General features: G+C 61.8%; 29 protein-coding genes and 5 tRNA genes. 26 read left to right on the top strand and 8 right to left on the bottom strand.

Annotated elements, in window-relative coordinates; translation table 11 throughout:
- The first annotated feature begins 93 nt into the window (after nt 1-93).
- On the top strand, nt 94-1317 hold the full coding sequence (locus tag OC537_RS05715; protein ID WP_106886859.1) for an EAL and HDOD domain-containing protein: 1224 nt from the start codon (nt 94-96) through the stop codon (nt 1315-1317).
- A gap of 98 nt (nt 1318-1415) precedes the next feature.
- Here OC537_RS05715 and OC537_RS05710 read toward each other — a convergent pair whose 3' ends face one another.
- Nucleotides 1416-2579, bottom strand: coding sequence for a thiolase family protein (locus tag OC537_RS05710; RefSeq protein ID WP_262110170.1), 1164 nt, complete (start codon nt 2577-2579; stop codon nt 1416-1418).
- Between the two features lie 132 nt (nt 2580-2711).
- Between OC537_RS05710 and OC537_RS05705 the strand changes: the two genes are divergently transcribed.
- Nucleotides 2712-3110: a MerR family transcriptional regulator gene (locus OC537_RS05705; RefSeq protein WP_005325128.1), complete on the top strand. Its 399-nt coding sequence runs from the start codon at nt 2712-2714 to the stop codon at nt 3108-3110.
- 94 nt (nt 3111-3204) lie between these two features.
- Here OC537_RS05705 and OC537_RS05700 read toward each other — a convergent pair whose 3' ends face one another.
- Nucleotides 3205-4449: a dicarboxylate/amino acid:cation symporter gene (locus tag OC537_RS05700; protein WP_111912704.1), complete on the bottom strand. Its 1245-nt coding sequence runs from the start codon at nt 4447-4449 to the stop codon at nt 3205-3207.
- Nucleotides 4450-4718: 269 nt separating this feature from the next.
- Here OC537_RS05700 and OC537_RS05695 point away from each other — a divergent pair, with 269 nt between their 5' ends.
- The 3 genes from OC537_RS05695 to OC537_RS05685 all read left to right on the top strand — a co-directional run bounded on the left by OC537_RS05695 (nt 4719) and on the right by OC537_RS05685 (nt 8209).
- A complete protein-coding gene (locus OC537_RS05695; RefSeq protein WP_162520159.1) occupies nt 4719-5003 on the top strand; it encodes a pyrimidine/purine nucleoside phosphorylase in 285 nt (94 codons plus the stop codon).
- A 166-nt stretch (nt 5004-5169) separates the two neighbouring features.
- On the top strand, nt 5170-6552 hold the full coding sequence (locus OC537_RS05690; protein WP_106886862.1) for an L-serine ammonia-lyase: 1383 nt from the start codon (nt 5170-5172) through the stop codon (nt 6550-6552).
- A gap of 286 nt (nt 6553-6838) precedes the next feature.
- Nucleotides 6839-8209, top strand: a complete 1371-nt coding sequence (locus OC537_RS05685) for an L-serine ammonia-lyase (protein ID WP_025326890.1) — start codon at nt 6839-6841, stop codon at nt 8207-8209.
- Nucleotides 8210-8429: 220 nt separating this feature from the next.
- Here the strand turns inward: OC537_RS05685 and OC537_RS05680 are convergent, their stop codons facing one another.
- Together OC537_RS05680 and OC537_RS05675 are read right to left on the bottom strand one after the other, a co-directional pair.
- The gene (locus tag OC537_RS05680) at nt 8430-9389 is read right to left on the bottom strand and encodes a lytic transglycosylase domain-containing protein (RefSeq protein WP_262110163.1); all 960 of its coding nucleotides are present in this window, start codon (nt 9387-9389) and stop codon (nt 8430-8432) included.
- Nucleotides 9389-9667, bottom strand: a complete 279-nt coding sequence (locus OC537_RS05675; RefSeq protein ID WP_042654852.1) for a YcgL domain-containing protein — start codon at nt 9665-9667, stop codon at nt 9389-9391. Before OC537_RS05675 ends, OC537_RS05680 begins: the two co-directional genes overlap by 1 nt.
- Nucleotides 9668-9773: 106 nt before the next feature.
- On the opposite strand from OC537_RS05675, the gene minC reads away from it, so the two are divergent.
- The 6 genes from minC (at nt 9774) to OC537_RS05645 (ending at nt 13467) form a co-directional block, all read left to right on the top strand.
- Nucleotides 9774-10490, top strand: coding sequence for a septum site-determining protein MinC (gene minC, locus OC537_RS05670; RefSeq protein ID WP_262110158.1), 717 nt, complete (start codon nt 9774-9776; stop codon nt 10488-10490).
- An 18-nt stretch (nt 10491-10508) separates the two neighbouring features.
- Nucleotides 10509-11321 (top strand): septum site-determining protein MinD, encoded by an 813-nt coding sequence (gene minD, locus OC537_RS05665; protein WP_262110156.1) that lies wholly within the window; start codon nt 10509-10511, stop codon nt 11319-11321.
- 2 nt (nt 11322-11323) lie between these two features.
- Complete coding sequence (minE, locus tag OC537_RS05660) at nt 11324-11590, top strand: cell division topological specificity factor MinE (RefSeq protein WP_005311265.1); 267 nt, start codon at nt 11324-11326, stop codon at nt 11588-11590.
- A gap of 178 nt (nt 11591-11768) precedes the next feature.
- Nucleotides 11769-12095 (top strand): HI1450 family dsDNA-mimic protein, encoded by a 327-nt coding sequence (locus tag OC537_RS05655; RefSeq protein WP_041205707.1) that lies wholly within the window; start codon nt 11769-11771, stop codon nt 12093-12095.
- A gap of 53 nt (nt 12096-12148) precedes the next feature.
- Nucleotides 12149-12856: a monofunctional biosynthetic peptidoglycan transglycosylase gene (gene mtgA, locus OC537_RS05650; protein WP_106886866.1), complete on the top strand. Its 708-nt coding sequence runs from the start codon at nt 12149-12151 to the stop codon at nt 12854-12856.
- A gap of 287 nt (nt 12857-13143) precedes the next feature.
- Nucleotides 13144-13467: an HI1450 family dsDNA-mimic protein gene (locus OC537_RS05645; RefSeq protein ID WP_005331685.1), complete on the top strand. Its 324-nt coding sequence runs from the start codon at nt 13144-13146 to the stop codon at nt 13465-13467.
- Between the two features lie 45 nt (nt 13468-13512).
- Here the strand turns inward: OC537_RS05645 and OC537_RS05640 are convergent, their stop codons facing one another.
- Nucleotides 13513-13824, bottom strand: coding sequence for a DUF1289 domain-containing protein (locus OC537_RS05640; protein ID WP_106886868.1), 312 nt, complete (start codon nt 13822-13824; stop codon nt 13513-13515).
- 1 nt (nt 13825) lies between these two features.
- On the bottom strand, nt 13826-14701 hold the full coding sequence (locus tag OC537_RS05635) for a S1 RNA-binding domain-containing protein (RefSeq protein WP_106886869.1): 876 nt from the start codon (nt 14699-14701) through the stop codon (nt 13826-13828).
- Nucleotides 14702-14972: 271 nt separating this feature from the next.
- Here OC537_RS05635 and OC537_RS05630 point away from each other — a divergent pair, with 271 nt between their 5' ends.
- From OC537_RS05630 to OC537_RS05615, 4 genes are all read left to right on the top strand, one after another.
- Nucleotides 14973-16205, top strand: a complete 1233-nt coding sequence (locus tag OC537_RS05630; protein ID WP_262110145.1) for a YecA family protein — start codon at nt 14973-14975, stop codon at nt 16203-16205.
- 150 nt (nt 16206-16355) lie between these two features.
- Complete coding sequence (locus OC537_RS05625; RefSeq protein ID WP_005331665.1) at nt 16356-16826, top strand: MarR family winged helix-turn-helix transcriptional regulator; 471 nt, start codon at nt 16356-16358, stop codon at nt 16824-16826.
- Entirely contained in the window at nt 16823-17011 is a 189-nt protein-coding gene (locus tag OC537_RS05620) for a DUF4250 domain-containing protein (RefSeq protein WP_106886871.1), read from the top strand. The genes OC537_RS05625 and OC537_RS05620 overlap by 4 nt, the downstream gene beginning before the upstream one ends.
- Before the next feature lie 161 nt (nt 17012-17172).
- Nucleotides 17173-17349: a hypothetical protein gene (locus OC537_RS05615; protein ID WP_262110142.1), complete on the top strand. Its 177-nt coding sequence runs from the start codon at nt 17173-17175 to the stop codon at nt 17347-17349.
- A 91-nt stretch (nt 17350-17440) separates the two neighbouring features.
- Here the strand turns inward: OC537_RS05615 and OC537_RS05610 are convergent, their stop codons facing one another.
- Nucleotides 17441-18028 carry an FMN-dependent NADH-azoreductase gene (locus OC537_RS05610; RefSeq protein ID WP_162520161.1) on the bottom strand — a complete coding sequence of 196 codons (588 nt, stop codon included), beginning with the start codon at nt 18026-18028 and terminating at the stop codon, nt 17441-17443.
- A gap of 225 nt (nt 18029-18253) precedes the next feature.
- On the opposite strand from OC537_RS05610, the gene OC537_RS05605 reads away from it, so the two are divergent.
- The 4 genes from OC537_RS05605 to OC537_RS05590 all read left to right on the top strand — a co-directional run bounded on the left by OC537_RS05605 (nt 18254) and on the right by OC537_RS05590 (nt 21542).
- Nucleotides 18254-19144, top strand: a complete 891-nt coding sequence (locus OC537_RS05605; RefSeq protein WP_139745468.1) for a DMT family transporter — start codon at nt 18254-18256, stop codon at nt 19142-19144.
- A gap of 73 nt (nt 19145-19217) precedes the next feature.
- A complete protein-coding gene (gene purT, locus OC537_RS05600) occupies nt 19218-20396 on the top strand; it encodes a formate-dependent phosphoribosylglycinamide formyltransferase (RefSeq protein WP_262110138.1) in 1179 nt (392 codons plus the stop codon).
- A gap of 128 nt (nt 20397-20524) precedes the next feature.
- Nucleotides 20525-21184, top strand: a complete 660-nt coding sequence (hxpB, locus tag OC537_RS05595; RefSeq protein ID WP_262110136.1) for a hexitol phosphatase HxpB — start codon at nt 20525-20527, stop codon at nt 21182-21184.
- Between the two features lie 154 nt (nt 21185-21338).
- Nucleotides 21339-21542, top strand: coding sequence for a CPXCG motif-containing cysteine-rich protein (locus OC537_RS05590; protein WP_005301298.1), 204 nt, complete (start codon nt 21339-21341; stop codon nt 21540-21542).
- Between the two features lie 542 nt (nt 21543-22084).
- Here OC537_RS05590 and OC537_RS05585 read toward each other — a convergent pair.
- A complete protein-coding gene (locus OC537_RS05585; protein WP_262110132.1) occupies nt 22085-22702 on the bottom strand; it encodes a riboflavin synthase subunit alpha in 618 nt (205 codons plus the stop codon).
- A 136-nt stretch (nt 22703-22838) separates the two neighbouring features.
- Here OC537_RS05585 and OC537_RS05580 point away from each other — a divergent pair, with 136 nt between their 5' ends.
- The 7 genes from OC537_RS05580 to OC537_RS05550 all read left to right on the top strand — a co-directional run bounded on the left by OC537_RS05580 (nt 22839) and on the right by OC537_RS05550 (nt 25331).
- A complete protein-coding gene (locus OC537_RS05580) occupies nt 22839-23045 on the top strand; it encodes a YaeP family protein (RefSeq protein ID WP_005324956.1) in 207 nt (68 codons plus the stop codon).
- 151 nt (nt 23046-23196) lie between these two features.
- Complete coding sequence (locus tag OC537_RS05575; RefSeq protein ID WP_262110130.1) at nt 23197-24576, top strand: MATE family efflux transporter; 1380 nt, start codon at nt 23197-23199, stop codon at nt 24574-24576.
- Nucleotides 24577-24816: 240 nt separating this feature from the next.
- Nucleotides 24817-24893: transfer RNA gene (locus OC537_RS05570), tRNA-Val, on the top strand.
- A gap of 13 nt (nt 24894-24906) precedes the next feature.
- A tRNA-Val gene (locus tag OC537_RS05565) sits at nt 24907-24983 on the top strand.
- A gap of 18 nt (nt 24984-25001) precedes the next feature.
- Nucleotides 25002-25078 (top strand) — tRNA-Val (locus OC537_RS05560).
- A gap of 64 nt (nt 25079-25142) precedes the next feature.
- Nucleotides 25143-25219 (top strand) — tRNA-Val (locus tag OC537_RS05555).
- Between the two features lie 35 nt (nt 25220-25254).
- Nucleotides 25255-25331: transfer RNA gene (locus tag OC537_RS05550), tRNA-Val, on the top strand.
- Nucleotides 25332-25409 lie beyond the last annotated feature (78 nt).

The following is a 25409-nucleotide window of genomic DNA, read 5'->3' as shown; positions in this document are numbered from 1 at the left end:
TATGCCAGTTGCTGACCCTTTCGACCCGGTCGGCACTGGCATAGTGATCCGCTTCACCATAGAATCAAGCCTTCACCCATGCTGGAGAAATGCATGTATTCCTATGTAGCAAGGCAGCCCATCCTGGATCGGGAATTGAAGACCCATGCCTATGAGCTGCTGTTTCGCGACAGCCTGGATAATGTGTTTCCCCCCATCTCCGCCCAACTGGCCACCTCCCGACTGGTGACGGAGCAATTCCTGCAACAGAACATCGATCAGCTGCTTGGCGGCCACCCCTGTTTCATCAACTTTCCTCACTCCCTGCTGCTGGACGGTCTGGCCGAATGCCTGCCCCAGGACAAGGTGGTGATCGAGATACTGGAAGATGCCGAGCCCGACGATGCCCTGCTGGACAAGGTGATCCAGCTCCACGGGCTGGGCTATCGGCTGGCGCTGGATGACTTCACCCTGGTCCCGGCCTGGGACAGGTTCCTGCCCTATATCCACATCATCAAGTTCGATCTGCGGGCCACACCGCTCGCCAGCATAGAAAAGTTCATGCTGACCCATAGCCACCTGCCGCTCACCTACCTCGCCGAAAAGGTGGAGGACAAGGACGAGTTTGAACGGATGAAGGGGCTCGGGGTCGAGTTGTTCCAGGGCTTCTTCTTCAGCCGGCCCCAGATGGTGCAGCAAACCACCATGCCCCCGACCCAGCTGGTGGTGATGCAACTGCTGAAGGTGGTCAATCAGGCCGAGCCGGATCTGGACAAGATAGAGCAGCTGCTCAACCAGGATCTCTCCCTCTCCCTCAAGCTGCTGCGCTACGTCAACCACCTCAAGCGCTTTCCCCAGCCCATCGCCTCGTTTCGCCAGGCCGCCAGCTCCCTGGGGCACGCCCAGCTCAAGCGCTTCGTGGCCCTGATCGCCGCCACCAGCGCCGGTCACGACAAGAGTGCCGAGCTCTACCAGATGTCCCTCATCCGGGCCCGCTTCTGCGAGCTGCTGGCACAGACCCATGCCCCCACCCAGCAGGCGCAGCAAGCCTTCATCACCGGGCTCTTCTCCCTGCTGGACGTGCTGATGGGGCAACCGCTGGATCAGCTGCTCGGCACCATACCCCTGACCGCCGAGATCCGCGCCGCCCTGCTGGAGCGCAAGGGCAATCTGGGGTTCTACCTCGCGTTTTGTGAAGACTACGAGAAGGCCAACTGGCAACGGATCGCCGCCAGCACTGCCCGCCTGGGGCTCAATGAAGAGAAGGTCAGCCACCTCTATCTGGCCGCCACCACCTGGGTCAATCAGCAGCTTCAGGCCATGGAAGGGACGGACTGAACCCACTCCCCGCTGTCACCTATCCCTCCCCGAAAATGACAACGTCCCTGCGTGAGGGACGTTGTGCATTTATCGGCAATCGCCTTGGGTGCGACTCCTCAGCCCAGTTCGATGGCCATGGCGGTCGCCTCCCCGCCGCCGATGCACAGGCTCGCCACCCCTCGCCGCAGGCCCCGCGTGTGCAGGGCATGGATCAGGGTGACTAGGATGCGGGCACCGCTGGCGCCCAGGGGATGACCCAGGGCGCAGGCGCCCCCGTTCACGTTCAGCTTGTGATGGGGGATCTGGCACCCCGCCATGGCCAGCATGCTCACCATGGCGAAGGCCTCGTTCACCTCGAACAGGTCCACCTCCTCCACCGACCAGCCCACCCGGGCCAGCAGCTTGTCGATGGCCCCCACGGGGGCACTGGTAAACTCCGCCGGCAGGGCGGCATGGCTCTGGTATCCCACCACCCTGGCCAGCACGGGCAAGCCCAGGCGCTCGGCGGTCTCGGCCCTCATCAGCACCAGTGCCGCCGCCCCGTCCGAGATGGAGCTGGCATTGGCCGCCGTGATGGTGCCCGTCTTGCTGAAGGCCGGTTTCAGGGTCGGTATCTTGTCGGGCCTGGCCTTCCCCGGTTGCTCGTCATCGGCCAGCAGCAGGGTGTCTGCCGCCATCACGGGCGCCAGCTCTGCCCCGAAGGCGCCGCTTCGCTGCGCCGCCAGGGCCCGCTCCAGGGAGGCGATGGCGAAGGCATCCATGTCGGCCCGGGTCAGCCCGGCCCTGTCCGCGCTCAGCTGGGCGTAGTGGCCCATCAGGTGCCCCTCGTAGGCATCCTGCAAGCCGTCGAGGAACATGTGATCCAGCACGCTCTGATGGCCCATGCGAAAACCGCTGCGCGCCTTGTCCAGCAGATAGGGGGCCCGGCTCATGCTCTCCATGCCGCCCGCCACCACCACATCCACCTCCCCCAGCCGCAGCCCGTCTGCCGCCAGCATCACCGCCTTCATGCCGGAGCCGCACACCTTGTTGATGGTGGTGCAGGGCACGCTGTCCGGCAGCCCGGCCTTGAGCGCCGCCTGACGGGCCGGTGCCTGCCCGACCCCGGCGCTCAGCACATTGCCCAGATAGACCTCATCGACCCGAGTTGCGTCTATCCCGGCCGCCGCCAGGGCGGCGCGGATGGCGCAGGCGCCAAGCTGGGGCGCACTCAGGGCACTCAAGGCCCCTTGAAAGGCCCCCATGGGGGTACGTTTGGCCGCCACAATCACTATATCCATCAATCGCACTCTCCTTGTTACATTGGGATAACATATGCCGCCGTCGTCCCCGGAACAAGACTTGCGGGGAAGTTGACGTTTGGGTAAGGTGCCAGCCTGCATTGACAACCAGATGACAGCCAAGACAGCCCTATGACCAAATCCAAGGATGACGCCCGGACCTTCAGCATCAGCGAGCTGGCCCGTGAATTCGATGTGACCACCCGCAGTATCCGTTTCTACGAGGATCAGGGACTGCTGAACCCGACGCGCCAGGGGCAGACCCGGATCTACAGCCGCCAGGACAGGGTGCGCCTCAAGCTGACCCTGCGTGGCAAACGGCTGGGCTTCAGCCTCGCGGACATCCGGGAGCTGTTCGATCTCTATGACGCGGACAAGAGCAGCCGCTCCCAGTTGCAGACCATGCTGGGGCTGGTGGCCGACAAGCGGGAGACCCTGCAGCAGCAGCTGGAAGACATCCAGATGGTCTTGCTGGAGCTGGAGGCCGCCGAGCAGCGCTGTCGGCAGGCGCTGGGCCAGCTGACCCCCTGAATGGGCAAGGGAAGAACGACCATGCCGGTCCGAGGACAATAAAAAGAGGGAGGCTTGCGCCTCCCTCTTGTCATTCATGGCAGTGAGCCTGGTCTCAGGCTTCCTTGCTCCAGCGGTTCGGATCGTAATCCGGGCTGTAGCGATCGACTATGATGGCGCAGGCCGCATCGCCGGTGATGTTGAGGGCGGTACGTATCATGTCGAACAGGCGATCCAGCGCGAACAGCAGCGGCAGCCCCTCGATGGGGATGCCGGCCGCCAGCAGCACGGCCACCACCAGGAAGCTCGGGCCCGGCACGCCGGCCTGGCCGATGGCACCCAAGGTCGAGGTGACTATGATGGCCGCCCAGGCACCCATGCTGAGATCGATGTTGTAGACCTGGGCGAAGAAGATGGCCACCAGACCGTAATAGATGGCGTTGCCGCTCATGTTGATGGTGGCACCCAGCGGCAGCACGAAGGAGGCGGTGGCGTTGGTCACCTTCAGATCGTGCTCGCAGGTCTCCATGTTGACCGGCAGGGTCGCCATGGACGAGGCGGTGGAGAAGGCCACGATCTGCGGCTTCTTCATCGCCGAGAAGTACTTGCGTACCGGCGTGTTGGAGAAGAAGGCGATCAGCAGCGGGTAGACCACGAAGCCGAAGATGAGGATGGCGGCGACATAGACCACGAACAGCTTGAGCACCAGGGTCAGCACGTCGAAGCCATAGGTGCCGATGGCATCGGCCATCAGGCCGAAGACCCCGATGGGGGCAATCAGCATCACCTTGTTGATCATCCAGACGAAGGCGTCCACCAGGGTGTTGAGGCCATCCACCAGCGGCTTGGCGCGCTCGCGGGGCTGCTTGGCCAGTGCTATGCCGAGGAACATGCAGAACACCAGGATCTGCAGTATGTTCGCCTCGTTCAGGGCGCTGAACACATTGGTCGGGATCATCCCAAGCAGGGTGGCCACGGCGTCTGGCAGGGCGCCCTTGTCGGCGTAGTCACCGGCAAACATGGCGGCGGTGGAGCCGAAATCGACCCCGACACCGGGCTTGAAGATTTGACCCATCACCAGCGCCAGCAGCACCGCCAGAGCGGAGGTACCGAGGAAGAAGGCGAGCGTGGTCACCCCTATCTTGCCCGCGGCCGGGCTGGCCCCCAGATTGGCGGCCCCGGACAGGATGGCGACCGCCACCAGCGGGATCACCAGCATCTTGATCAGCTGGATGAAGAGCGTACCTAGGGGGGCGAAGACGGTCGCCTGCTCACCCATGAGGGCACCCACCAGCGCCCCCAGGATCATGGCGACCACAACCTGGAAGCCGATATTTTTAATTAATCCTTTTGTCAACACAGAATGTTCCTTTATTAAGCAATTACTCACACTGTTGCAGCGTAAATGACCACCCAGAGCGTCAAATCCTCTCCATTGCTCTGGCGGCGCGCTTTATCTCATATTTATTACCCGTTTAACATCGAGATCCCTGAACGAAACGAATTTTTATGATTTTTCACAAAGTTGAGACCCACAAGAAACTCACCGTTTTACCCCTATTTCACCATGACAATCGCCAAAATAATGTGCTACTTTGGCTTTGCAAACGTGCATACAGGGAAGAAAAGATGCTGAAAGTTAACGAATATTTTGACGGAAATGTTAAATCTATCGGTTTCGAGCAAAAAGGCGAGAAAGCCACGGTCGGCGTGATGGAAGCGGGTGATTACCAGTTCAACACCGCCGCCCCGGAGCGGATGACGGTGGTCAAGGGCGTCCTTCGCATCCAACTGGCCGATGAAGACGAGTGGCACAGCTACCATCAGGGCGAGTCCTTCGACGTGGCCGGTCACTCCTCCTTCAAGCTGGAAGTGAAGACAGCCACCGCCTACCTGTGCGAGTTCCTCGACTGATAACCCCGCAGGGGGGCCATGAGATGCAGATCCGCTCCTCCTGGCGCCCCTGATCCCCCTGTTTTGCCCCATTTCCACACCGCCATCACAGGCTGTTGCTTCCCCCCTTTTCATCGACTACAAAAAATTTACAATGTTTAGACGAAATCCATAATCGGAGTACGTCATGATCAGTGTCTTCGACCTGTTTTCCATCGGGATTGGTCCCTCCTCCTCCCACACTGTGGGGCCGATGCGGGCAGCCTGCGCCTTCGTGCACACCCTCAAGCAGAGTGCACTCCTCTCCCGCACCGAACGCGTCGTGGTCGAGTGCTACGGCTCCCTCGGCCAGACCGGCAAGGGGCATGGTACCGGCAAGGCCATCATCCTGGGGCTGGCCGGCTTTGAACCCGAATCCGTGGACATCGAGGCCATCCCCGCCTTCCTCGATCAGGTAGAGCACAGCCAGACCCTGCGCCTGGGAGGGGAGCAACCGAGCCAGTTCCCCCGCGTCGGTGCCATCCTCTTCAATCGGCGCAAGACCCTGCCCGCCCACTCCAACGGCATGACACTGCGTGCCTTCGCGGGCGACAGCCTGCTGTTCGAGCAGACCTACTACTCCATCGGTGGCGGCTTCATCATAGAGGAGAGCCACTTCGCCAACGCCCGGGAAGAGGCCGCCCGCTTCGATGCCGCCCACCCCGTTCCCTACCCCTTCGAGAGCGGGGCCCAGCTGCTGGCCCACTGCCAGGAGAGCGGCCTCTCCATCTCGGGACTGATGCTGGCCAATGAGAAGGTGTTTCGCAGCGAAGCCGAGATAAAGGCGGGCCTGCGCAAGATCTGGCAGGCGATGCAGGGCTGTGTCGAGCGCGGTTGCAGGAGCGAGGGGGTGTTGCCGGGGGGGCTCAAGGTGAAGCGCCGCGCCCCTGCCCTCTATCGCCAGCTCTGTGGCGAGACCAACTTCAACAAGGATCCCCTGATGGTGATGGAGTGGGTGGACCTGTTTGCCCTGGCCGTCAACGAGGAGAATGCCGCCGGTGGCCGGGTGGTGACAGCCCCCACCAACGGCGCCGCCGGCATCATCCCCGCCGTGCTGCACTATTACGATCGCTTCGTGCGCAAGGTGGATGATGAGCTGCTGATGCAGTACTTCCTCACCGCCGCCGCCATCGGCATCTTATATAAGAAGAACGCCTCCCTGTCGGGGGCCGAGGTGGGTTGTCAGGGAGAAGTGGGGGTCGCCTGCTCCATGGCCGCCGGCGCCCTGGCCGAGCTGCAGGGCGGCAGCCCGGCCGTGGTCGAGAACGCCGCCGAGATCGGCATGGAACACAACTTAGGGCTGACCTGCGATCCCATCGGCGGCCTGGTACAGGTGCCCTGCATAGAGCGCAACGCCATGGGGGCGGTCAAGGCGATCAATGCCGCCCGCCTGGCCCTGCGTGGCACAGGCGAGCACAAGGTCTCCCTGGACAAGGTGATCAGGACCATGTGGGAAACCGGCAACGACATGAAGACCAAGTACAAGGAGACAGCCCGCGGCGGCCTCGCCGTCAACATCACCGAATGTTAAGCCTGGGTAAACACGACCTCAGATGACCCTCAGATACCCGGCCTGGCCGGGTATTTTTTCGCAAAACGTTTGCCTTGCGCTTAACAAAATGGATAACCATCAAAATAAATTTTATACTCGCGCCGTGAATTCAACAAAAATAGATCTATTTCAACTTTTTTTAGGCAGGAAGCCGTTACACTGCGGTTATCTGGTTCCCTGGCCTTTGTGACGACAGACCCGTCCCATGGATCACCCTTTCTGCGAGCGGGCATGGCGCCCCCTTCTACCCTGAGGTAATTGTTACATGATCAGCGTTTTTGATATCTTCAAAATCGGTGTTGGCCCCTCCTCTTCCCACACTGTCGGCCCGATGAAAGCAGCCAAACAGTTCGTGGATGATCTGCGTGCTAGCGGCAAGATCCGTGACATCACCCGGATCCAGGTTGACGTCTATGGCTCCCTCTCCTGGACCGGCAAAGGCCACCACACAGACACCGCCATCATCATGGGGCTGGCCGGCAACCTGCCGGAAAATGTCGACATCGACGGCATTCCTGAATTCATCTCCCGGGTCGAGCAGACCGGTCGTCTGCCCATAGGCCTGCACTGCCACACCGTCAGCTTCCCGAAAGGCGCCATGGTGTTCCATGACGAGGCTCTGCCCCTGCACGAGAACGGCATGAAGCTGACCGCCTTCATCGAAGACGAGGCCATCTACAGCAAGACCTATTACTCCATCGGCGGTGGCTTCATCGTCGATGAAGAGAGCTTCGGCAAGGCCGACAGCGGCGACATGACCGTCAACTACCCCTTCAAGAGCGCCGCCGAGCTGCTCGCCCACTGCGGCCAGACCGGTCTCTCCATCTCCGCCCTGATGCTGGAGAACGAGAAGTGCTTCAACACCCCGGAAGAGATCTACAAGAAGCTCGGCAAGATCTGGACCACCATGCGTGAAGGGATAGAGCGCGGCTGCCGCACCGAGGGTGTCCTGGCCGGCCCGCTGCGGGTGCCGCGCCGTGCCGCTCCCCTCTACCGTCAGCTGACCACCAACGAGCATCTCTCCAACGACCCCATGAGCATCGTTGACTGGGTCAACATGTTCGCTCTCGCGGTGAGTGAAGAGAACGCCGCCGGTGGCCGCGTCGTCACCGCCCCGACCAACGGCGCCGCAGGCATCATCCCGGCCGTGCTGGCCTACTACGACAAGTTCATCCAGCCGGTCGGCCGCGACGAATACACCCGCTTCTACCTGGCCGCCGCCGCCGTCGGCATGCTCTACAAGATGAACGCCTCCATCTCGGGTGCCGAAGTGGGTTGCCAGGGTGAAGTGGGTGTCTCCTGCTCCATGGCCGCCGCCGGCCTGACTGAACTCATGGGCGGCAGCCCGGAGCAGGTGTGTGAAGCGGCCGAGATCGGCATGGAGCACAACCTGGGTCTGACCTGCGATCCGGTCGCCGGCCAGGTACAGGTGCCCTGCATCGAGCGCAACGCCATCGCCGCCATGAAGGCGGTCAACTCCTCCCGCATGGCCCTGCGTCGTACCTCCAAGCCCCGTGTTTCCCTGGACAAGGTCATCGAGACCATGTACATCACCGGCAAGGACATGGACTCCAAGTACCGTGAAACCTCCCGCGGTGGCCTGGCCATCAAGGTGATGCAGGTTGCCTGCGAATAAGCGGCAAACAACAGATGCAAAAAAGGCGGGAGAGATTCCCGCCTTTTTTCTGCCATTTTTTCAGGGGCAGACGCACTGACATGAAGAATAAAGAGGAAGGGGGCAATTCATCCGTCAGGGGTCAAAGTGGGGAGGGATGAATTTGCTATCTTATTCGGCGACCTCCCCACCATCTTATTCCGCTCTTATCCCGCACTGACTCCGCTCTTCTATTCCACTTTTATTCCACTATCCGATCCGCCAGGGTGCCGACCGCCACCACGAAATAGGGGGAGCGGTTCCAGTGCCGCAGCACCCGATAATTGTCATAGGCAAGATAACTGCGGCCATGGACGTCATCGGGCCGGATGAGGGAGGCCTGCATGTCGGCCTTCGGCAGGGGTGAGCCATCCAGTTGCCGCACCCCCAGTGCCTGCCAGGCCTGGAGCGGCTTGCGCTGCTCCAGGCCAAACAGGGCGGGCTTGAGGGAGTCGGGTACCCTCACCCGCCGTCCCCAGGTTTCATCCTCGCGCCAGCCGTTCTGGTGCAGATAATTGGCTGCCGATCCAAACACATCCGCCAGATTGCCCCACAGATCCTTCCTGCCATCCCCATCCTGATCGACCGCGTATTTGAGGAAGGAGGAGGGCATGAACTGCACCTGCCCCATGGCCCCCGCCCAGGAGCCCTTGAAGGCGGCGGGACTCACGTGCCCCTGCTCTATGATGCGCAGGGCATCGAACAGCTGATCCTTGAAGAAGGCTTCCCGTCGCCCTTCCCAGGCCAGGGTCGCCAAGCAGGAGATCAGCGGGAAATTACCGGTGAGTTTGCCAAAATTGGTTTCTATGCCCCACAAGGCGACAATAAAACGGGGCTGCACCCCATATTCATCGCCTATTTTCGTGAGCAGCGGCAGATGCTGGCGATATAAGGCGCGGGCTTGCTTGACTTTCCATTGGGGCACGGCACGGGGAATATAGGAATCCAGGGTCAGTTTAAATTCCGGCTGGTTCTGATCGTGTTTGATGGCCGGCTCGATGATCCGGATATCGGCAAAGGCGGCGTCCAGGGTGGCGGCCGGGATCCCGGCCGCGAGCGCTTCCTGTCGCAGCCCGGCCACATACTGCGCAAAGTCGGGTCTGGCCTGCAGCGGCGCGCTTAATAGCGCCCCAAGCAATAACAGCGCCAACCGACCCTGCATCAGGCCGAGGCCTTTAATTGCGCCTTGTGCTGCTCCAGCAAATTCTCCGGCGGTGGGGGGACCTGCAAATAGAAGCCCTGCCGTTGCAGCGCCTCCATCACGCGCTCGGTCGAGGCGATCCCCAAGGGCTTGGCCGGGTCCAGCTTGGTCATCAAGACCAGCTCGGGACGACCGAAGGTACTCATCAGTGCCTCTGGCACACGGGAGAAATCCTCTCTTCTTTCAATAAAAAGATAGGTCTCGGCTTTTTTGCGACTTTTATAGACTGCACACAACATGGAAATTGATATAATCCGACGGGTTTATTGCCTCTGATGGTGGCAAACTATAACATCAGGAATTGAATAACAATAACGTATTACCGTCTCGGTTCGGGGAAGATTCATGGTTGAGCGCGATAACGAATTGAAAGGGACTACCTTCACTATTTCTGTGTTGCATCTCAGCGATGGCAATCCGGCGCGGATCCGTCAATTGTTGGCGGCCAAGGTCGCGCTGGCCCCCCAGTTTTTTAATTGCGCCCCCCTCGTCATCAATGTGGAGCGACTGGCTGCGATCCCGGACTTCGAGCAACTCAGGGAGTTGGTCGAGTCGGAAGACTTCGTGCTGGTCGGCATCACGGGGGCGCGCGATGAGGCGATGAAGACGGCGGCCAAGGCGGCGGGGCTGGCGGTCATGGTGTCGGGCAAGAGCCGCAAGGTGGAGCCCGAGCCACAACCCGTACCAGTCCCACCCTCTGCCGAGACCCCGGCCACAGAGCCGGCCCCCCTGGTGCCGAGCAAGGTGCACATCGGGCCAGTGCGTTCCGGCCAGCAGCTCTATGCCGCCGGCACCTCGCTGGTGGTGCTGGGCTCGGTCAGTCCGGGCGCCGAAGTCATCGCCGACGACAGCATCCATATCTATGGTGCCCTGCGTGGCAGAGCCATCGCCGGGGCCAAGGGCAACACCAGGGCCCGTATTTATTGCCAACAATTGCAGGCCGAGCTGCTCTCCATCGCTGGCACCTTCCAGCTGAGCGATGCTCTGCCGGCAGGCCTGATACAAGAGCCGGTCCATATCCGGCTGGACAACGAACAACTCCGTATAGACCGTATCAAATAGAGTTACAAGGAAGCGAGAATGGCGCGAATCATAGTCGTTACATCGGGCAAAGGTGGCGTTGGCAAGACCACAACCAGCGCGGCCCTGAGCACCGGTTTGGCTCAGCGTGGCCACAAGACAGTGGTCATCGATTTTGACATTGGCCTTAGAAATCTGGATCTCATCATGGGCTGCGAGCGGCGCGTGGTGTATGACTTCGTCAATGTGATCAATGGTGAAGCCAATCTCAACCAGGCGCTCATCAAGGACAAACGCTGCGAAAATCTCTTCATCCTGCCCGCCTCCCAGACCCGGGACAAGGACGCGCTGACCCGCGAAGGGGTCGAGAAGATCCTGGATCAACTGGCGGAGATGAAGTTTGACTACATCGTCTGCGACTCCCCGGCCGGCATAGAGTCGGGCGCGCTGATGGCGCTCTACTTCGCCGATGAGGCCATCGTCACCACCAACCCGGAAGTCTCTTCCGTGCGTGACTCGGATCGCATCCTCGGCATCCTGGCCTCCAAGTCCCGCCGTGCCGAGCGCGGGGAAGACCCCATCAAGGAGCACCTGTTGCTGACCCGCTACTGCCCGACTCGCGTCAGCCGTGGCGACATGCTGAGCGTGCAGGATGTGCAGGAGATCCTGGCCATCAAACTGCTCGGGGTGATCCCGGAGTCCCAGGCGGTGCTGCGCGCCTCCAACTCGGGGGAGCCGGTCATTCTGGACAAGGAGTCCGATGCCGGTCAGGCCTATGAGGACGCCGTTGCCCGCCTGCTGGGTGACACCAAGGATTTTCGTTTTCTGGAAGAAGAAAAGAAGGGCTTCTTTAGCCGACTGTTCGGGAGTTAAACATGTCATTATTGGATTATTTTCGTTCCAACAAGAAACAAAACACCGCACAACTGGCCAAAGAGCGGTTGCAGATCATTGTCGCGCACGAGCGTTCATCCAGAGGGGGGCCGGATTACCTGCCCCAGCTCAAGCAGGACCTCCTCGATGTGATCCGCAAATATGTGCAGATCGATCCGGACAAGATCACCGTCCAGCTCGATAAGAAGAGTGACGAGCTGTCGGTACTGGAGCTCAACATCACCTTCGCCGATGACAAGAAGGGATGAGCTGACGCCCCATGCGTGACCCCTTCCCTCAATGAAGACCGGATCCTGTAGCAGGATCCGGTTTTTTATTGCCCGGCGCAGAGGCATCTCGCCAAGGCGTGCGGGGCCAGCTAGAATACTGCCCGCCCCCTCGGCCCTGCCGACGGGACCTCTCCCCCTCATCTGGAATACAGGTCTTATGTCTTTGAATGACGAAATGCACAGCGTCGAGGAACTGCTCGATACCGCCCTCGAACTCTTCATGGAGCTGGCCTCGGACAACCTGCCCGAGCAGGAGATAGCCCTGTTCAACCAGGCCTTCAACGATCGGGGTCTGCTGGCGGAAACCGACCCCGCCGATGACTGGGAAGCGGACGTGGGGTTTGCCGTGAGCGATGCCGAGTACGCCGAAATCTGGGTTGGCCTTGGCAATGCCGAGCAAGAGTATGAGCACCTGTTTGCCCGCATGCTGCTCTCCCGCCGTGTCGACGAGAAGTTCTGCCACATCGAATGGCTGCCCCAATAATTCCGGATCCCGACGATCCCGGTCACTATGAGTGGGACTCAGAGCCTGAGCCCGTGAGACCGACGCGCTGGCGGCGCCTGCTGGGCTGGCTCGGCAAGCTGCTGCTGGCGGCGCTGGTCAGCTCCATCGTCTCGGTGGCGCTGCTGCGCTTCATCGATCCCCCCATGTGGACCTGGCGCCTCGAGCGGGCGCTGTTTCCGCCCGCCAAGGTGGCCGAGGTCAAGCACGACTGGGTGCCCCTCGAGCGTATCTCGCGGGAGTTGCAACTGGCGGTGATAGCCGCCGAGGATCAGCGCTTCGCCGATCACAACGGCTTCGACATGGATGCCATCAGCTCGGCCCTCAAACACAACCAGCAAAGCCGGCGGGTGCGCGGGGCCAGCACCCTGAGCCAGCAGACGGCGAAGAATCTCTTCATGTGGAGCGATCGCAGCTTGCTGCGCAAGGGGATAGAGGCCTGGTTCACCCTGCTGATGGAGCTGGGCTGGGACAAGTCCCGCATCCTCGAGGTGTACCTGAACATAGTGGAGTTCGGGCCCGGCATCTATGGCGCCGAGGCCGCCGCCAGGCACTACTTCGGCAAACCGGCGGCGCGCCTGACCCGCTACGAGGCCTCCTTGCTGGCCGCCGCCCTGCCCAATCCCTGGCGCTACCGGGTCAAGCCCCCCTCGCCCTATGTGCAGCAGCGCTCGGCCTGGATCCGCCGCCAGATGAGTCAGCTCGGCCAGGTCACCCTGAACCGGGTGCACGAGGCCGGCTAGGTTCGTCGACGGGATCGGAGGCCGGCCCCAGATGGCCGCCGATGACCTCCCGGTGCAACGGCAAATAGTGCCACCACCAGGTCTCCCGTCGCCGCTTGATCTGCCGCCTGTACTGTCGTCGCTTCATGCTGCCCAGATGCCTCATCATGCCGCCCGATGGCGGCGGCTCTGTTAACCTTATCCCCTGTTTCGGCCATTTGACAGCACGGGGTTGCCAGCCTCACGCGCTGGCCGCCATCCCCAATAATTGTTAAAGTGGCGAACCTGGACGTATCTGGAGTGATTTCATGGAACAACGTAGCCCGGATCAGCTGGTCGAGTGGGCCTATGATCAGTTTCTGGAGCAGGCCGCCGACATGCTGGCCCCCGAACAAATCGTCGACATCACCCTCGAATTCGAGCAGCGTGGCGCCGTCGAGGCGACCCTGCCCAACGCCGACTGGTCGACCGAGCTCGGCGTGCCGGTCGACATGGAGCGTTGGGCCGAGGTGTGGGTCGGCTTGCTGGATCATCAGGAGGAGTTCGAGGTGATCTACGCCACCTTCCTGCTGCCCCGGGATCAGAGCGAACACGAGGTCCATGTTCGCTGGCACCGCCAGCAACAGGCATAAGAAAAGGCGCCCCTGGCGCCTTTTTCGTCTCTGCGGTTTACCCCTTCAGGGGCGAGCCGCTATGGCCTTGGCCAGACAGCGGCGGCACCAGCAGGCGCTCGCCTCGCTCATGGGCAAGGGAGGCAGCTGGCTGCACCAGCAGCGCTCTATGGGTTCACCGGCGGAGACGGCGCAAAACGCCGGCTCGCCGCATCCCGGGCACTGATGAGTGCTGCGCCTGCCATCCAGCTCGGCCATGCGGGCCAGCTGGGCCTCGCTGTCCATGGCGGACCACTGGCCTATCTCGGTCAGGGTACGGCCGCAACCGAGGCAAAGTCCATCCTTGGCCCGGCAGTCGCCGATGCAGGGACTCGGCACCTTATTCGCCGTCCTGGGCCGAGCTGGTCTCTGCTGCAACCAGCGTGATGCAGTTGTCTTCGATGACGATCTTGCCCTGCTTGTAGAGCCCGCCTATGGCCTTCTTGAAGGTGCCCTTGCTCATGTTGAACATCTTGTAGATGAGCTCGGGTTCGCTCTTGTCCCCCACCGCCAGACTGCCGCCCTGCTTCTGCAAGCGGGTGAGAATACGGCCGCCGGCATCATCCATCCGATCCTGCCCCGGTTTTTGCAGGGTCAGATCCAGCTTGCCATCCTCACGGACCTGCTTGACCCAGGCGGTCAGCGGTCGGCCCGTCATCAAGCGGCCGAACACCTCGTTCTTGAACAGCATGCCGGAGTACTGGCCGTTGACCACGGCCTTGATGCCGAGGGGAGTGTGTTCCCCCGGCAGCGCAGTCACCTCGTCACCGGCCTTGAAGGGGGGATCGACGCGCAGGAAGCGCTCGAGGCGGCTGGTGCCCACCATGCGTCCCTCGTTGTCCAGCATCAGGTGCACCAGGTAGACATGGCCCACCTGCATCGGCTTGTTCTGCTCGCGGCTTGGCACGAACAGATCCTTTTTCATGCCCCAGTCGAGGAAGGCGCCGATCTTGTTGGCGTTGACCACCTTGAGGCCGACAATGTCACCCACCATGGCAAAGGGCTTGTCGGTGGTGATCACCGGCTCGCAATCCGCGTCCAGATAGAGAAAGACGGACACCTCGCCATCTTCGGCAACGCCTTCCGGCAGCTGACGCTTGGGCAACAGCAGCTCGCCATATTCCCCCGCGGCCAGCCAGGCGCCACGATCTTCGAGCTCGACTACGGTGAGGGTGTTCATCTTGCCAATCTGTAACATGGTGATCTCTTCTTTCAATATCTGGATGGGCCTGCAGTTCATGGCCCGTAATAATGCGCATCGCCCCTGTCGTCGGCTGAGGGAGGACAAGGGCTCAGGTTTTTTCATGCAGGCGCGCATGTTACCCCAGAGCCGTGACAGGACCTAGTCCCTTGCCCGTCCCCCCACAGGATTTTCACCTCGGGGCGGCCCCGTACTGGCGATATTAGCAGCACTCGGTCGCCCCTTGGCTGCAAATAACCCCACTTTTAGGTAGACTTCGCGGCCGTCAAATCCAGAGGAAGCGTCGATGAACCCAGCCACTCGAACCCGTCATCTCAATCAATGGATCCAGAGCCACAGCCAGCAGGACATGAGTTACCCGGCCCTGCACGGCTTTCTCTGCGCCCGTCTGACGGGGCCGACCGCCCCTGACTGGCAAGATCCCCTGGCCGGGCTGCTGCCCCATGAGGCCGAGCTTGACGAGAAGAGTGCCGAGGCGCTGCATCACCTGATCGCCGAGCTGGAGGTCCAGGCCGACGACGCCCAGCTGGTCCTGCCGAGCCAGTGCCGGCTCTCTAACGAGACCCCAGAGCAGGTATTCGAGCAGAGCCACCCCCTCGGCCAGTGGAGCTACGGCTTCAGTCAGGGGGTGGCCCGCTGGCCCACGCCGACGGATCTGAACGATCCCGCCACCCGGCACCGCTTCAGCCTGGTGGCCGAGCTCTGCCTGTTCCGTGACAGGCCCATGGCCCAGATGCTGCATCAGGCCGCGGCCAGCGAGCTGCCCTTCCTGGATTTTTGCAAGCGTCAGCGCCAGCAGATGAAGACGGCCCTCAACCTCCTGCTGACGCTGGATCAGGATGGGACACGGCATGAAGAAGAACCGCTTCCCGACAACGAACAGACCCGCCAGTGGCAGCAGTGGTTCGAGCTGGCGGCGCAGTGCCGCGATCCCCTCGCCCGCCTCCCCTGGTTTGAGCGCATCATCGCCGATGCCAGCCCCCTGTTCGACGAGACCTTCTGGCAGCAACACGCAGGCCGCGGCTGGAGCGCCCCCGAGGCCCGCCCACTGATCGCGGCCCAGGCGGGCCGGGCCGATTGCCTGCTGCGACTGGGGCAGCAGGAGCAGGCGCGCCAGGCATACCTGGCCCTGCTCGACCTTTGTCTGGCCGACGAGCCGGGCTGTCGCCATCCCCTCTCCAGCCTCTATGCCTGGCAAGGGGATTGGGCCGCCCTGCAGGGCCTGCTGGTGCGTTTCAATGAAGCCTCCTGCTGGCTGCGCTACAACAAGGCGCTGATGGTGTTTGCCACCGAAGGCGAGCAGGCGGCGCAGCCCCATCTGGCCGCAGCCCTTGGCGCCAACCCCCATGTGCCCGCCACCCTGCTGGGCCAGCGCAGGCTGCCAAAGCAGGAGCCCCGCCACTGGCAGGGGGGGAGCCGCGACGAGGCCGCGCTCTATGCGATCCAGAGCCGCGAGGCCTGGCTTGCTCATAATGCCTTGATCTGGCTGCGTAAAAGTGTAAACAGCAAGGCCAGTTGAGACCCTGGTTGCCGGATCCGTGACGCAACACGTGCGCAAACGCACATTTTTCTGGTGCCCGTTCAGACAAATGCCCTTGTGTTACGTATCATCAAGGTCAAAGTATCAAGAGAAACTGCACCCGATGCAGCCGTCACAGCAGGATGTCATATGTCGAAGATCATAGAGCTGCTCGCGCACTATCCCCCCTATCAGCTGGTCCATGCCGCTGAAATGGTGCGCGATACCTTTGAACAGTTTTACCAGCAGCGGTACCAGCTGACGGTGCCCCAATGGCGCCTGATGATGGTGCTTGGCCCCCACTACCCCATCAGCCAGAAAGAGCTGGTGGAGGCGAGCGGGATGGACAAGGTGCGGATCTCCCGCGAGATCCACCGCCTGGTGGAGAAGGGCATTCTGTTCACCGAGAGCAGCGCCCAGGACAAGCGCATCAGTCTGGTCTCCTTCACCCCGGCGGGGCTCACCCTGTTCCAGCAGCTCAAGACCGAAGCGGGCAGCTGGCAGCACACCCTCACAGACTATCTGCCTGCCGAGGCGCGCCAGAGCATACGGCTTCATCTGCAAAGCGTGAGCGACGCCATAGAACAACTCCACCTGCTGGACAGCGAGCAACAATCATGACACTGACCCGCTTTGCCACCATGGACATCAACATGCTGCTGAGCCTGGTCAACATGCAGCTTCGTGATCATTACGCCGATCTGGACGATCTCTGCCGGGCGCAGGATCTCGACAAGGAGGCCCTGACTGCGCGGCTGGCCGGCGGCGATTTCCACTACCAGCCTGATCAAAAGCAGTTCAGATAGGGATCCGGATCACAAGCTGTCTCGTGGCGCTGGCCGTGGCGGCAAAAACTGCTAAGGTGAGAGGCAACCCCGCTGGACCCTGGGCCTGAGGTATGGATACATCAGGCTGTCACAGACGGCGGTTAGCCTTAATTTGCTCACCATCAGCCAAGGACGACACCATGATCCTGACCCGACAGACCAGCCTGATCATCATCAGCTCCCTCTTCACGATCGGCCTCTTCTCCCCTCATCTGCCCCAGAGTACGGAGCAGTGGCTCAGCAGCCTGCTGCTGGGATCCCTGGTGGCGGTCTGCCTGCTGGTCGGCAGCGGCTGCCGTCGCTTCATCTGGGATTGAAGACTGGCGCCCCGCCATCTGAAAACAACAACGCAGCCTGATGGCTGCGTTGTTGTTTCTGGACCTGGGTGAGCAGGCAAACGTCACGGCATCAGTATGCCAGGGTTTCCAGCTGCTCCTTGGCCTGCTCTATGCCCTTGGCCTGCGCCTCGGGACCCATGCCCATGCCTTCGGCGTAGATGAAGTCCACCTCGTTGATGCCGATGAAGCCCAGCACGGTGCGCATGTAGGGGGTCACCAGATCGGTAGGGTTACCCAGGTGCAGGCCGCCGCGGGGGCTGACCACCAGGGCGCGGGTGTTCTCCACCAGGCCGACCGGGCCGGTTTCGGTGTAGCGGAAGGTCACGCCGGCACGGGCCACCAGATCGATCCAGTTCTTCAGCTGGGTCGGGATGTTGAAGTTGTACATGGGGGCCGCGATGATCACCAGATCGCTCGCCTTGAGCTCGGCCACCAGCTCGTCGGACTGGGCCAGCACGGCCAGCTGACGCTCGTTCAGGTTTTCACCGCCGCGCAGGCCCATGGCCAGCTCGCCGTCGAGCACCGGCAGGTTCAGGGTTGCCAGATCACGCACGGTGACAGTGTCACCCTGGCGTTCGGCCAGGTAGCCGTCGATCAGGGCGTTGGATTGGGAATACTGGCCCAGGATGCTGGACTTGAGAACGAGGATATTGGCCATGGTGAAACTCCATTTGGTTGTCGGTTGAACAGCTGTGCTGTCGATGGAGGTCACTATAAAGATTGAGGTTCAAGGCGGATAGCGAAAATAGATGCTCAAGTTATTCAAATATTTTGATGCTTGTGCACTTAGTCGCCAGCGAGGTACTCAGCAAGCACCCCGGCCTTGGCAGAACAAACGATTGCCGTTATGATCCGCCGCACTTTTTTCAGTGACCCGGATCCCATGGCACCCTCCCGCAGGCACTCCCCCTTTGCCGGTGCAGTCTGGATGATGGTGGCAGGCCTCTGCTTTGCCGCCGTCAACAGCCTGAGCCAGTATGTCAGCTTCAAGCTCGGCCTCCCCTCGACCCAGGTCGCCTTTCACCAGTACCTGGTCGCCCTGATCTGCCTGCTGCCCTGGCTCGTTCGCCACGGCCTGCGCCAATCCCTGATGACCAACCAGCTGCGGCTGCACCTGCTGCGGGTCGCCCTGGCGGTCATCGGCATCCAGTTCTGGCTCTGGGCCCTGGCGGTGCCCGTGCCCATCTGGCAGGGCATAGCGCTCTTGATGACCTCCCCCCTGTTCGCCACCTTAGGGTCGGCCTTGCTGCTCAAGGAGCAGGTGAGTCGGGCGCGCATCCTGGCCACCCTGGCGGGCTTTGTCGGGGCCATGCTGATCCTGGCCCCCTGGACCGATGACTTCAGCTGGGCCTCCCTGCTGCCGGTGGCGGCCGCCCTGTTCTGGGCCGGCTACTCCCTGCTGGTGCGCTATCAGGCGGCGAGCGAATCGTCCCACACCATAGTGGTCTACCTGCTCATCTTCAGCACCCCCTTCAACGCCATGCTGGCCCTGCCGGAGTGGCAGTGGCCGAGCGAAACCCAGTGGCTGCTGGTGGCGGTCTCAGGGGTGCTGTCGGCCCTGGCCCAGATGTCCATCGCCCGCGCCTACAGCGTGGCCGAGGCCTCCTTCGTGCAGCCCTTTGACTTTGCCAAGCTGCCCATGAACGTACTGGCGGGTTGGCTGGTGTTTGGCTGGGCGCCTCCCGGCCGATTGTGGCTCGGCGCCGCCATCATCATAGGCGCCATCACACTGCTGACCCATCTGGAGCAGCGCGCCCACAAATCCGTTTCCTGAGGTACGCCATGCGTGCCTCTTTTTTTACTCACTCGGGTCAGCAACCCTGACCATGGACATCAGGAGAGATCAGATGTTTGGAACCGCCACCCGCCCCGGCGCCACCCGTGCCCTGCTGCTCGGCTCAGGCGAACTCGGCAAGGAAGTCGCCATCGAGCTGCAACGCCTTGGCATAGAAGTGATCGCCGCCGACCGCTACGCCAATGCCCCCGCCATGCAGGTCGCCCACGCCGCCCAGGTGCTGGACATGCTCGATGGCGCCGCCCTGCGCGCCCTGGTGGCCGAGGTCAAGCCCGACCTCATCATCCCCGAGATTGAGGCCATCGCCACCTATACCCTGGCAGAGCTTGAGCAGGAAGGGGTCAGGGTCGTGCCCAACGCCCGCGCCACCCAGCTCACCATGAATCGGGAGGGGATCCGCCGGCTCGCCGCCGAAGAGCTGGGTCTGCCCACCTCCTCCTACCGCTTCGCCCAGAGCAAGGAGGAGTTCATCGCCGCCGTCGAGGCCATAGGCCTGCCCTGCGTGGTGAAACCCGTGATGAGTTCGTCCGGCAAGGGCCAGAGCCTGCTGCGGGATCTCGCCAAGCTGGACGAGAGCTGGACCTATGCCCAGGAGGGGGGCCGCGCCGGCCGTGGCAAGGTGATAGTCGAAGGCTTCGTCCCCTTCGAGTACGAGATAACCTTGCTCACCGTGCGCGCCGTGGACGGCATCCACTTCTGTGATCCCATAGGCCATCGTCAGGAAGACGGCGACTACCGCGAATCCTGGCAACCCCAGGCGATGAGCGAGCTGGCGCTGGCCCGCGCCAAGGAGGTCGCCGCCAAGGTGGTCGAGGCCCTGGGTGGCCATGGCCTGTTCGGGGTGGAGCTCTTCATCAAGGGTGACGAGGTGTGGTTCAGCGAGGTCTCTCCCCGCCCCCACGACACCGGCATGGTGACCCTGATCTCCCAGGATCTCTCCGAGTTCGCCCTGCACGTGCGCGCCATCCTGGGGCTGCCGGTCGGCACCATCACCCAGTTCGGGCCGAGTGCCTCCGCCGTGGTGCTGCGCGATGGCCACAGCCAGAATATCCGCTATCAGGGGGTTGCCGAGGCGCTGGCCCTGGTGCCGGGCGCCCAGCTGCGCCTCTTTGGCAAGCCCGAGATCGCCGGTCGCCGTCGTCTCGGCGTGGCACTGGCCCGTGGGCAAGGGTGCGAAGAGGCGGTGGAAAAGGCCAAGGCGGTCGCCGCCCGGGTCGAGGTGCTCTTCTAGAGCGCACTTTTTGCCGCGTAAAAACAAACGTTTATCTACGTGATCCGGCGCAAGGGGCGGGCTTCTGCCCCTTTTCCATTGAGGCGTCGGGCTTATAATCCCCCCTTCACCTATGTCAGGAGTACAAGATGTTAACTGCCGTGATCTTCGATATGGATGGTGTTCTGATCGACTCGGAACCCTTTTGGCAACGGGCCCAGATGGCCGTCTTCTCCGAGCTGGGCCACTTCCACACCGAGGAAGACTGCAACTCCACCATAGGGGTGCGCATCGATCAGCTGGTGGCCCACTGGTATCGCCTGCGTCCCTGGAGCGGCCCGACCCAGGAAGAGGTGGTGCAGCGCATCCTGGATCAGGTGATAGCACTCATCCTGCAGGAAGGTCAGGCCAAGGAGGGCGTGCTGGAGGCCCTCTCCCTCATCGAGGCCAGTGGTCTCAAGATTGGCCTGGCCACCTCTTCCCCCTTCACCATGGTGGAGGCTGTGCTCGGCAAGCTCGGCATCCAGGATCGCTTCATGGCGGTCCACTCCGCCGAGGTGGAGCGCTTTGGCAAACCCCACCCGGACGTCTATATCCACGCCGCCGAGAAGCTGGGCGTCGAACCTGTGCACTGTCTGGCCATCGAGGACAGCTTCACCGGCCTGCTGGCGGCCAAGGCGGCGTCCATGCAGGCGCTGATAGTGCCGGACCCGGCGCTGGTGGGCGACCCCCGTCTCGCCATCGCCGATCACCAGCTATCCTCGCTCGCCGAGCTGGATGCAGACAGACTGGCCCGCTGGGTGGGGTGAATCCGCACGGGGCCAGTGGTGCACCGGGTCAGACCTTAGGGGCTAGGCGCATCCCCTGATCCCTGTCATAAACGTGCGCCTGCTCGCGGTTGCGCCGCCTCTTGCCGACTAGAATCAGGGGAAAGAGGCGGCCAGTCGGCCCCAGGAGGTCACCATGATCGAGTACACCAGCAAGCGCATCGTCTGCCCCCACTGCGGCCACCACACCCGGGTCGAGCTGGATGCCAGCCAGGGGGATCAGGAGTTCTACGAGGACTGCATGGCCTGTTGCAATCCGATCCACCTGCGGCTGCACCGGGATGAAGCCCGCGACTGTTTGCAACTCTTCGTGGATGCGGACGACGAGCAGATGTTCTGATTGCCTTTCGCTGACCAGGCAAGCGAGGGGACTGGGGCGACGCCATGCCGCCCATCCCCTGCTTGCTTCTCCCCAGATGCCTGAGTCCCTCCGCTTCGCGGCACATTCCCTCATAAAGAAAAGCCCCTCGGAGAACCTCAAATCATCCTGAAGTTCGCCAAGGGGCCTTGTCTCTTATGTGATGGTTGTCGGCTCATGGATGTGCCAGACACAAGAAGTGTAGGCCCGGTTTCATCCTTCGGCCAACCTGTGACGCTCAGGCTCAGTCAGCCACGGCAGACCAAGAATTTGGCTGCCACACTGGGGATGGCGTTTATCCCCGCCACATGGTTCTTCTGTTCATGCCTTTGAGCCCGTCATCTTGACGGGCTTCTTTTTTTGGCGCTGTCATCGCCGAGTCGCGGAAAGGTCGCGGGGGACAGACCCATCACGGCATGACGTTATGCCGTGACTGGCGCCTCGTCTCACCTTACATTCACGAGATCGAACAGGGCCCGCATGATGCGGGCCCTTTTTGAGGTCGGGGCGTACACGCCGGCGGATCAGGTTGGCTGGCGCGCCGCCAGCACCCGCTCCACGGTGTCGACTATGGCCTGGGTCTGGGGATCGATCTCTATGTTGGTCTGCCAGCCCGCCTTGACCCAGCCCAGATTGGTGCGGGCCAGGGTCTCGGGGATCAGGTTGACGCAGAACTCATTGCCGCGCACCTCGCCCACGGTCAGGCTGATGCCGTCAATGCCGATGTAGCCCTTGGTCAGCACGTATTTCATGAGCGTGGGGGCGAGGCGGTACCACAGCTGGCGATTGTTGGGGGTGTCGATGACGGCACTGACCTCGGCCGTGCCCATGATGTGGCCGGACATGGCATGGCCGCCAATCTCGTCCCCAAAGCGGGCGGCCCGCTCCACATTGACCTTGTCCCCGACAGCCAGCGAGCCGAGGTTGGTCAGGCGCAGGGTCTCCTGCATCAGATCGAAGCTGACCAGTTCCCCCTCGATGCGGGTGACCGTCAGGCAGCAGCCGTTGTGGGCCACGGAGGCGCCGAGTGCCAGCCCCTCGCCCCAGGCCGGGCTCGGCATGCGGATCACATGGGTGCGAAAGTTGGGCAGCTCTTCGATGGCCACCAGTTCGGCGGTCCCCTGTACTATGCCGGTGAACATGTCTCGTCTCCACGCTGTAACAAAATTGTCGGCAGGTTACCCCCGGCCACAGTGCAAGACAAGCATGCCGGCTGACAAGGCAGGCCCCGATCGTTATAGTGACCCCATTCAATCCAGGCTTAACGAGGAAACAAAAATGCAGGTATATCAATGCTGTGAAGCCATTCGCATCGCCTACAACCAGATAGGCTCAGGTGAGCAGGGCTATGTGCCCCAGGCCATCGCCGCCAGCATACGGGCGCTCAACGCCGTGGCGAGCGACGATAGGGTGCCCGCAGATCTGCGCGAGCAGGCCGCCTACGCCGCCGCCAACCTGCTGATCAGCGATCACGAGGACGCCTGATCCCGGGTAGAAATGCGCCGCCAACCTTCCCCGTTGGCGGATTTTCAGGCTAGAATGACACCCCCGCGTTTTGTCTCCTCCCGGCAGGAGATAAAAGCCCCTCTCATTTACCCGTTCTTTTCTCTTTTATCTGATCCACTCGGAGGTGTCAGTGCAACGTTATTGGACCGAGGCGAAGCAGCTCGTTCGTCTAGCCAGCCCCATACTGGTGGCCCAGGTGGCCCAGATCGCCATGAACTTCGTCGATACCGTGATGGCGGGCCAGGTCAGCGCCGTGGATCTCGCTGCCGTGTCGGTCGCCTCCAGCTTCTGGCTACCCATCATCTTGCTGGTGCAGGGCATCATCATGGCGCTCACCCCCATCGTTTCCCAGCTCAACGGGGCCCGCAAGCGGGACGAGATCCGCCCGGCCGTGCACCAGGGCTTCTGGCTGGCGCTGATGGTGACCCCCATCGCCATGGTGGCGCTCTACTTCAGCCCGCTGGCGCTGCAGTTCATGGACGTGGATCCCGTGATGGCGGACAAGACCACCGGTTACCTGCACGCCATCCTGTGGGGTCTGCCCGCCTTCGTGCTGTTCCAGGTGCTGCGCAACTTCAGCGAGGGGCTCTCCCACACCATGCCCACCATGGTGATTGGCTTCGTGGGACTGGCGGTCAACATCCCCGCCAACTACATCTTCATTCACGGCCACTTCGGCATGCCCAAGCTCGGCGGTGTCGGCTGCGGCGTGGCCACCGCCATAGTGCTCTGGGCCATGCTGCTGGCGATGATTGCCTACGTGAAGCTCTCCCCCCACTTCAAGAAAATCAATCTGTTCGCCCAGCTCGCGCGCCCCAACGGCAGCCGGATCTGGCGCCTGTTTCGCTTAGGCTTCCCCATCGCCATGGCCATCTTCTGCGAGGTGACCCTGTTCACCGTGGTGGCCCTGATGCTGGCCCCCTTCGGCGCCGAGACGGTGGCGAGCCACCAGATAGCCCTGAACTTCTCCAGCCTGGTGTTTATGCTGCCGCTCTCCATCGGCGTCGGCGTGACCATCAGAGTCGGCCACAGCATAGGGGAAGGCCAGCCGGAGCACGCCCGCGTCGCCGCCCGTACCGGCCTGATGCTGGGCATGGCGGTGGCCGCCGGTACTGCCGCCCTGACGGTGTTGCTGCGCGAACATATTGCGGGGATCTACACCGATGACATCCAGGTGATCACCCTCGCGGCTACCTTGTTGTTCTTCGCCGCCATCTATCAGGTCTCGGACTCGGTGCAGGTGGTGGCGGCCGCGGCTTTGCGTGGCTACAAGGACACCAAGGCCATCTTCTACGTCACCATAGTCGCCTACTGGGGACTGGGGCTGCCCACCGGCATGATCCTGGGGTTGACCGACTGGGTGGTGCCGCGCATGGGGCCCCAGGGCTTCTGGGTAGGCTTCATCGTCGGCCTGACCGGCGCCGCCCTGATGCTGGGTGCAAGGCTGAGATTCATCTATGGTCGCTTCGCGAGTCCCGAGGCCTGCACTACCCTTTCCCGGGCCCAATAATGGGGGCAACAGTGCCGCTCAATCGAGCGGCTCGCCTGCAAAATCAACAGGCTGCGCAAGAACTGGGCAAACAGTCTCCTTTGTGCATGTCCCTTGTTGACAGCCTTGGGGGGCATGGGTAGTATGCCGACCACGTCAGCAGTGCTGGCGTAGTTGAAGTGGGTTTAACGCTCGGTTGGTCAGAGCATGAACTTGGCATGGTGAAGATTGTGTCTTTGGTTCGAATTCATTTCATCGAGTGGGTTTATAGCTCAGTTGGTTAGAGCACTACCTTGACATGGTAGGGGTCGTTGGTTCGAATCCAATTAAACCCACCACTTTTTCTGTGATGCGTCCTTAGCTCAGCTGGTTAGAGCACCACCTTGACATGGTGGGGGTCGGTGGTTCGAATCCACTAGGACGCACCATTACAGAACACTGATTATGCGTCCTTAGCTCAGCTGGTTAGAGCATCACCTTGACATGGTGGGGGTCGGTGGTTCGAATCCACTAGGACGCACCATATTACCGTGAGTTGATTCCCCTTTCGGTTCAACCTCATGGGAATAGACAGAGTTGCCTGATGTGGGTTTATAGCTCAGTTGGTTAGAGCACTACCTTGACATGGTAGGGGTCGTTGGTTCGAATCCAATTAAACCCACCACTTCTGGCAAATGAAAAAGCCGCATTGCGCACCCTGCGTCCTTAGCTCAGCTGGTTAGAGCATCACCTTGACATGGTGGGGGTCGGTGGTTCGAATCCACTAGGACGCACCAAATTTGAAAAGCCCGCTCATCGAGCGGGCTTTTTGCATTGCGCCTTCGCCCTGCCCTTCCGACCTTCCTGATCCGGGT

The organism is Aeromonas sp. Marseille-Q5825 (assembly GCF_946892685.1).
Classification (GTDB): Bacteria; Pseudomonadota; Gammaproteobacteria; order Enterobacterales; family Aeromonadaceae; genus Aeromonas; species Aeromonas rivipollensis.
Note: the sequence above shows the minus strand (reverse complement) of the source record. Positions and strands in the feature narration are given on the sequence as shown.

What these genes read in the sequence shown, in the direction of transcription:
- minE (WP_005311265.1), top strand. Translation starts at nt 11,324, where the DNA reads ATGTCATTATTGGATTATTTTCGTTCCAACAAGAAACAAAACACCGCA.
- OC537_RS05610 (WP_162520161.1), bottom strand. Translation starts at nt 18,028, where the DNA reads ATGGCCAATATCCTCGTTCTCAAGTCCAGCATCCTGGGCCAGTATTCC.
- OC537_RS05675 (WP_042654852.1), bottom strand. Translation starts at nt 9,667, where the DNA reads ATGTTGTGTGCAGTCTATAAAAGTCGCAAAAAAGCCGAGACCTATCTT.
- minC (WP_262110158.1), top strand. Translation starts at nt 9,774, where the DNA reads ATGGTTGAGCGCGATAACGAATTGAAAGGGACTACCTTCACTATTTCT.
- OC537_RS05685 (WP_025326890.1), top strand. Translation starts at nt 6,839, where the DNA reads ATGATCAGCGTTTTTGATATCTTCAAAATCGGTGTTGGCCCCTCCTCT.
- minD (WP_262110156.1), top strand. Translation starts at nt 10,509, where the DNA reads ATGGCGCGAATCATAGTCGTTACATCGGGCAAAGGTGGCGTTGGCAAG.
- OC537_RS05630 (WP_262110145.1), top strand. Translation starts at nt 14,973, where the DNA reads ATGAACCCAGCCACTCGAACCCGTCATCTCAATCAATGGATCCAGAGC.
- OC537_RS05620 (WP_106886871.1), top strand. Translation starts at nt 16,823, where the DNA reads ATGACACTGACCCGCTTTGCCACCATGGACATCAACATGCTGCTGAGC.
- purT (WP_262110138.1), top strand. Translation starts at nt 19,218, where the DNA reads ATGTTTGGAACCGCCACCCGCCCCGGCGCCACCCGTGCCCTGCTGCTC.
- OC537_RS05590 (WP_005301298.1), top strand. Translation starts at nt 21,339, where the DNA reads ATGATCGAGTACACCAGCAAGCGCATCGTCTGCCCCCACTGCGGCCAC.
- hxpB (WP_262110136.1), top strand. Translation starts at nt 20,525, where the DNA reads ATGTTAACTGCCGTGATCTTCGATATGGATGGTGTTCTGATCGACTCG.
- OC537_RS05680 (WP_262110163.1), bottom strand. Translation starts at nt 9,389, where the DNA reads ATGCAGGGTCGGTTGGCGCTGTTATTGCTTGGGGCGCTATTAAGCGCG.
- OC537_RS05615 (WP_262110142.1), top strand. Translation starts at nt 17,173, where the DNA reads ATGATCCTGACCCGACAGACCAGCCTGATCATCATCAGCTCCCTCTTC.
- OC537_RS05715 (WP_106886859.1), top strand. Translation starts at nt 94, where the DNA reads ATGTATTCCTATGTAGCAAGGCAGCCCATCCTGGATCGGGAATTGAAG.
- OC537_RS05625 (WP_005331665.1), top strand. Translation starts at nt 16,356, where the DNA reads ATGTCGAAGATCATAGAGCTGCTCGCGCACTATCCCCCCTATCAGCTG.
- OC537_RS05695 (WP_162520159.1), top strand. Translation starts at nt 4,719, where the DNA reads ATGCTGAAAGTTAACGAATATTTTGACGGAAATGTTAAATCTATCGGT.
- OC537_RS05645 (WP_005331685.1), top strand. Translation starts at nt 13,144, where the DNA reads ATGGAACAACGTAGCCCGGATCAGCTGGTCGAGTGGGCCTATGATCAG.
- OC537_RS05710 (WP_262110170.1), bottom strand. Translation starts at nt 2,579, where the DNA reads ATGGATATAGTGATTGTGGCGGCCAAACGTACCCCCATGGGGGCCTTT.
- OC537_RS05585 (WP_262110132.1), bottom strand. Translation starts at nt 22,702, where the DNA reads ATGTTCACCGGCATAGTACAGGGGACCGCCGAACTGGTGGCCATCGAA.
- OC537_RS05690 (WP_106886862.1), top strand. Translation starts at nt 5,170, where the DNA reads ATGATCAGTGTCTTCGACCTGTTTTCCATCGGGATTGGTCCCTCCTCC.
- OC537_RS05605 (WP_139745468.1), top strand. Translation starts at nt 18,254, where the DNA reads ATGGCACCCTCCCGCAGGCACTCCCCCTTTGCCGGTGCAGTCTGGATG.
- OC537_RS05580 (WP_005324956.1), top strand. Translation starts at nt 22,839, where the DNA reads ATGCAGGTATATCAATGCTGTGAAGCCATTCGCATCGCCTACAACCAG.
- OC537_RS05705 (WP_005325128.1), top strand. Translation starts at nt 2,712, where the DNA reads ATGACCAAATCCAAGGATGACGCCCGGACCTTCAGCATCAGCGAGCTG.
- OC537_RS05655 (WP_041205707.1), top strand. Translation starts at nt 11,769, where the DNA reads ATGTCTTTGAATGACGAAATGCACAGCGTCGAGGAACTGCTCGATACC.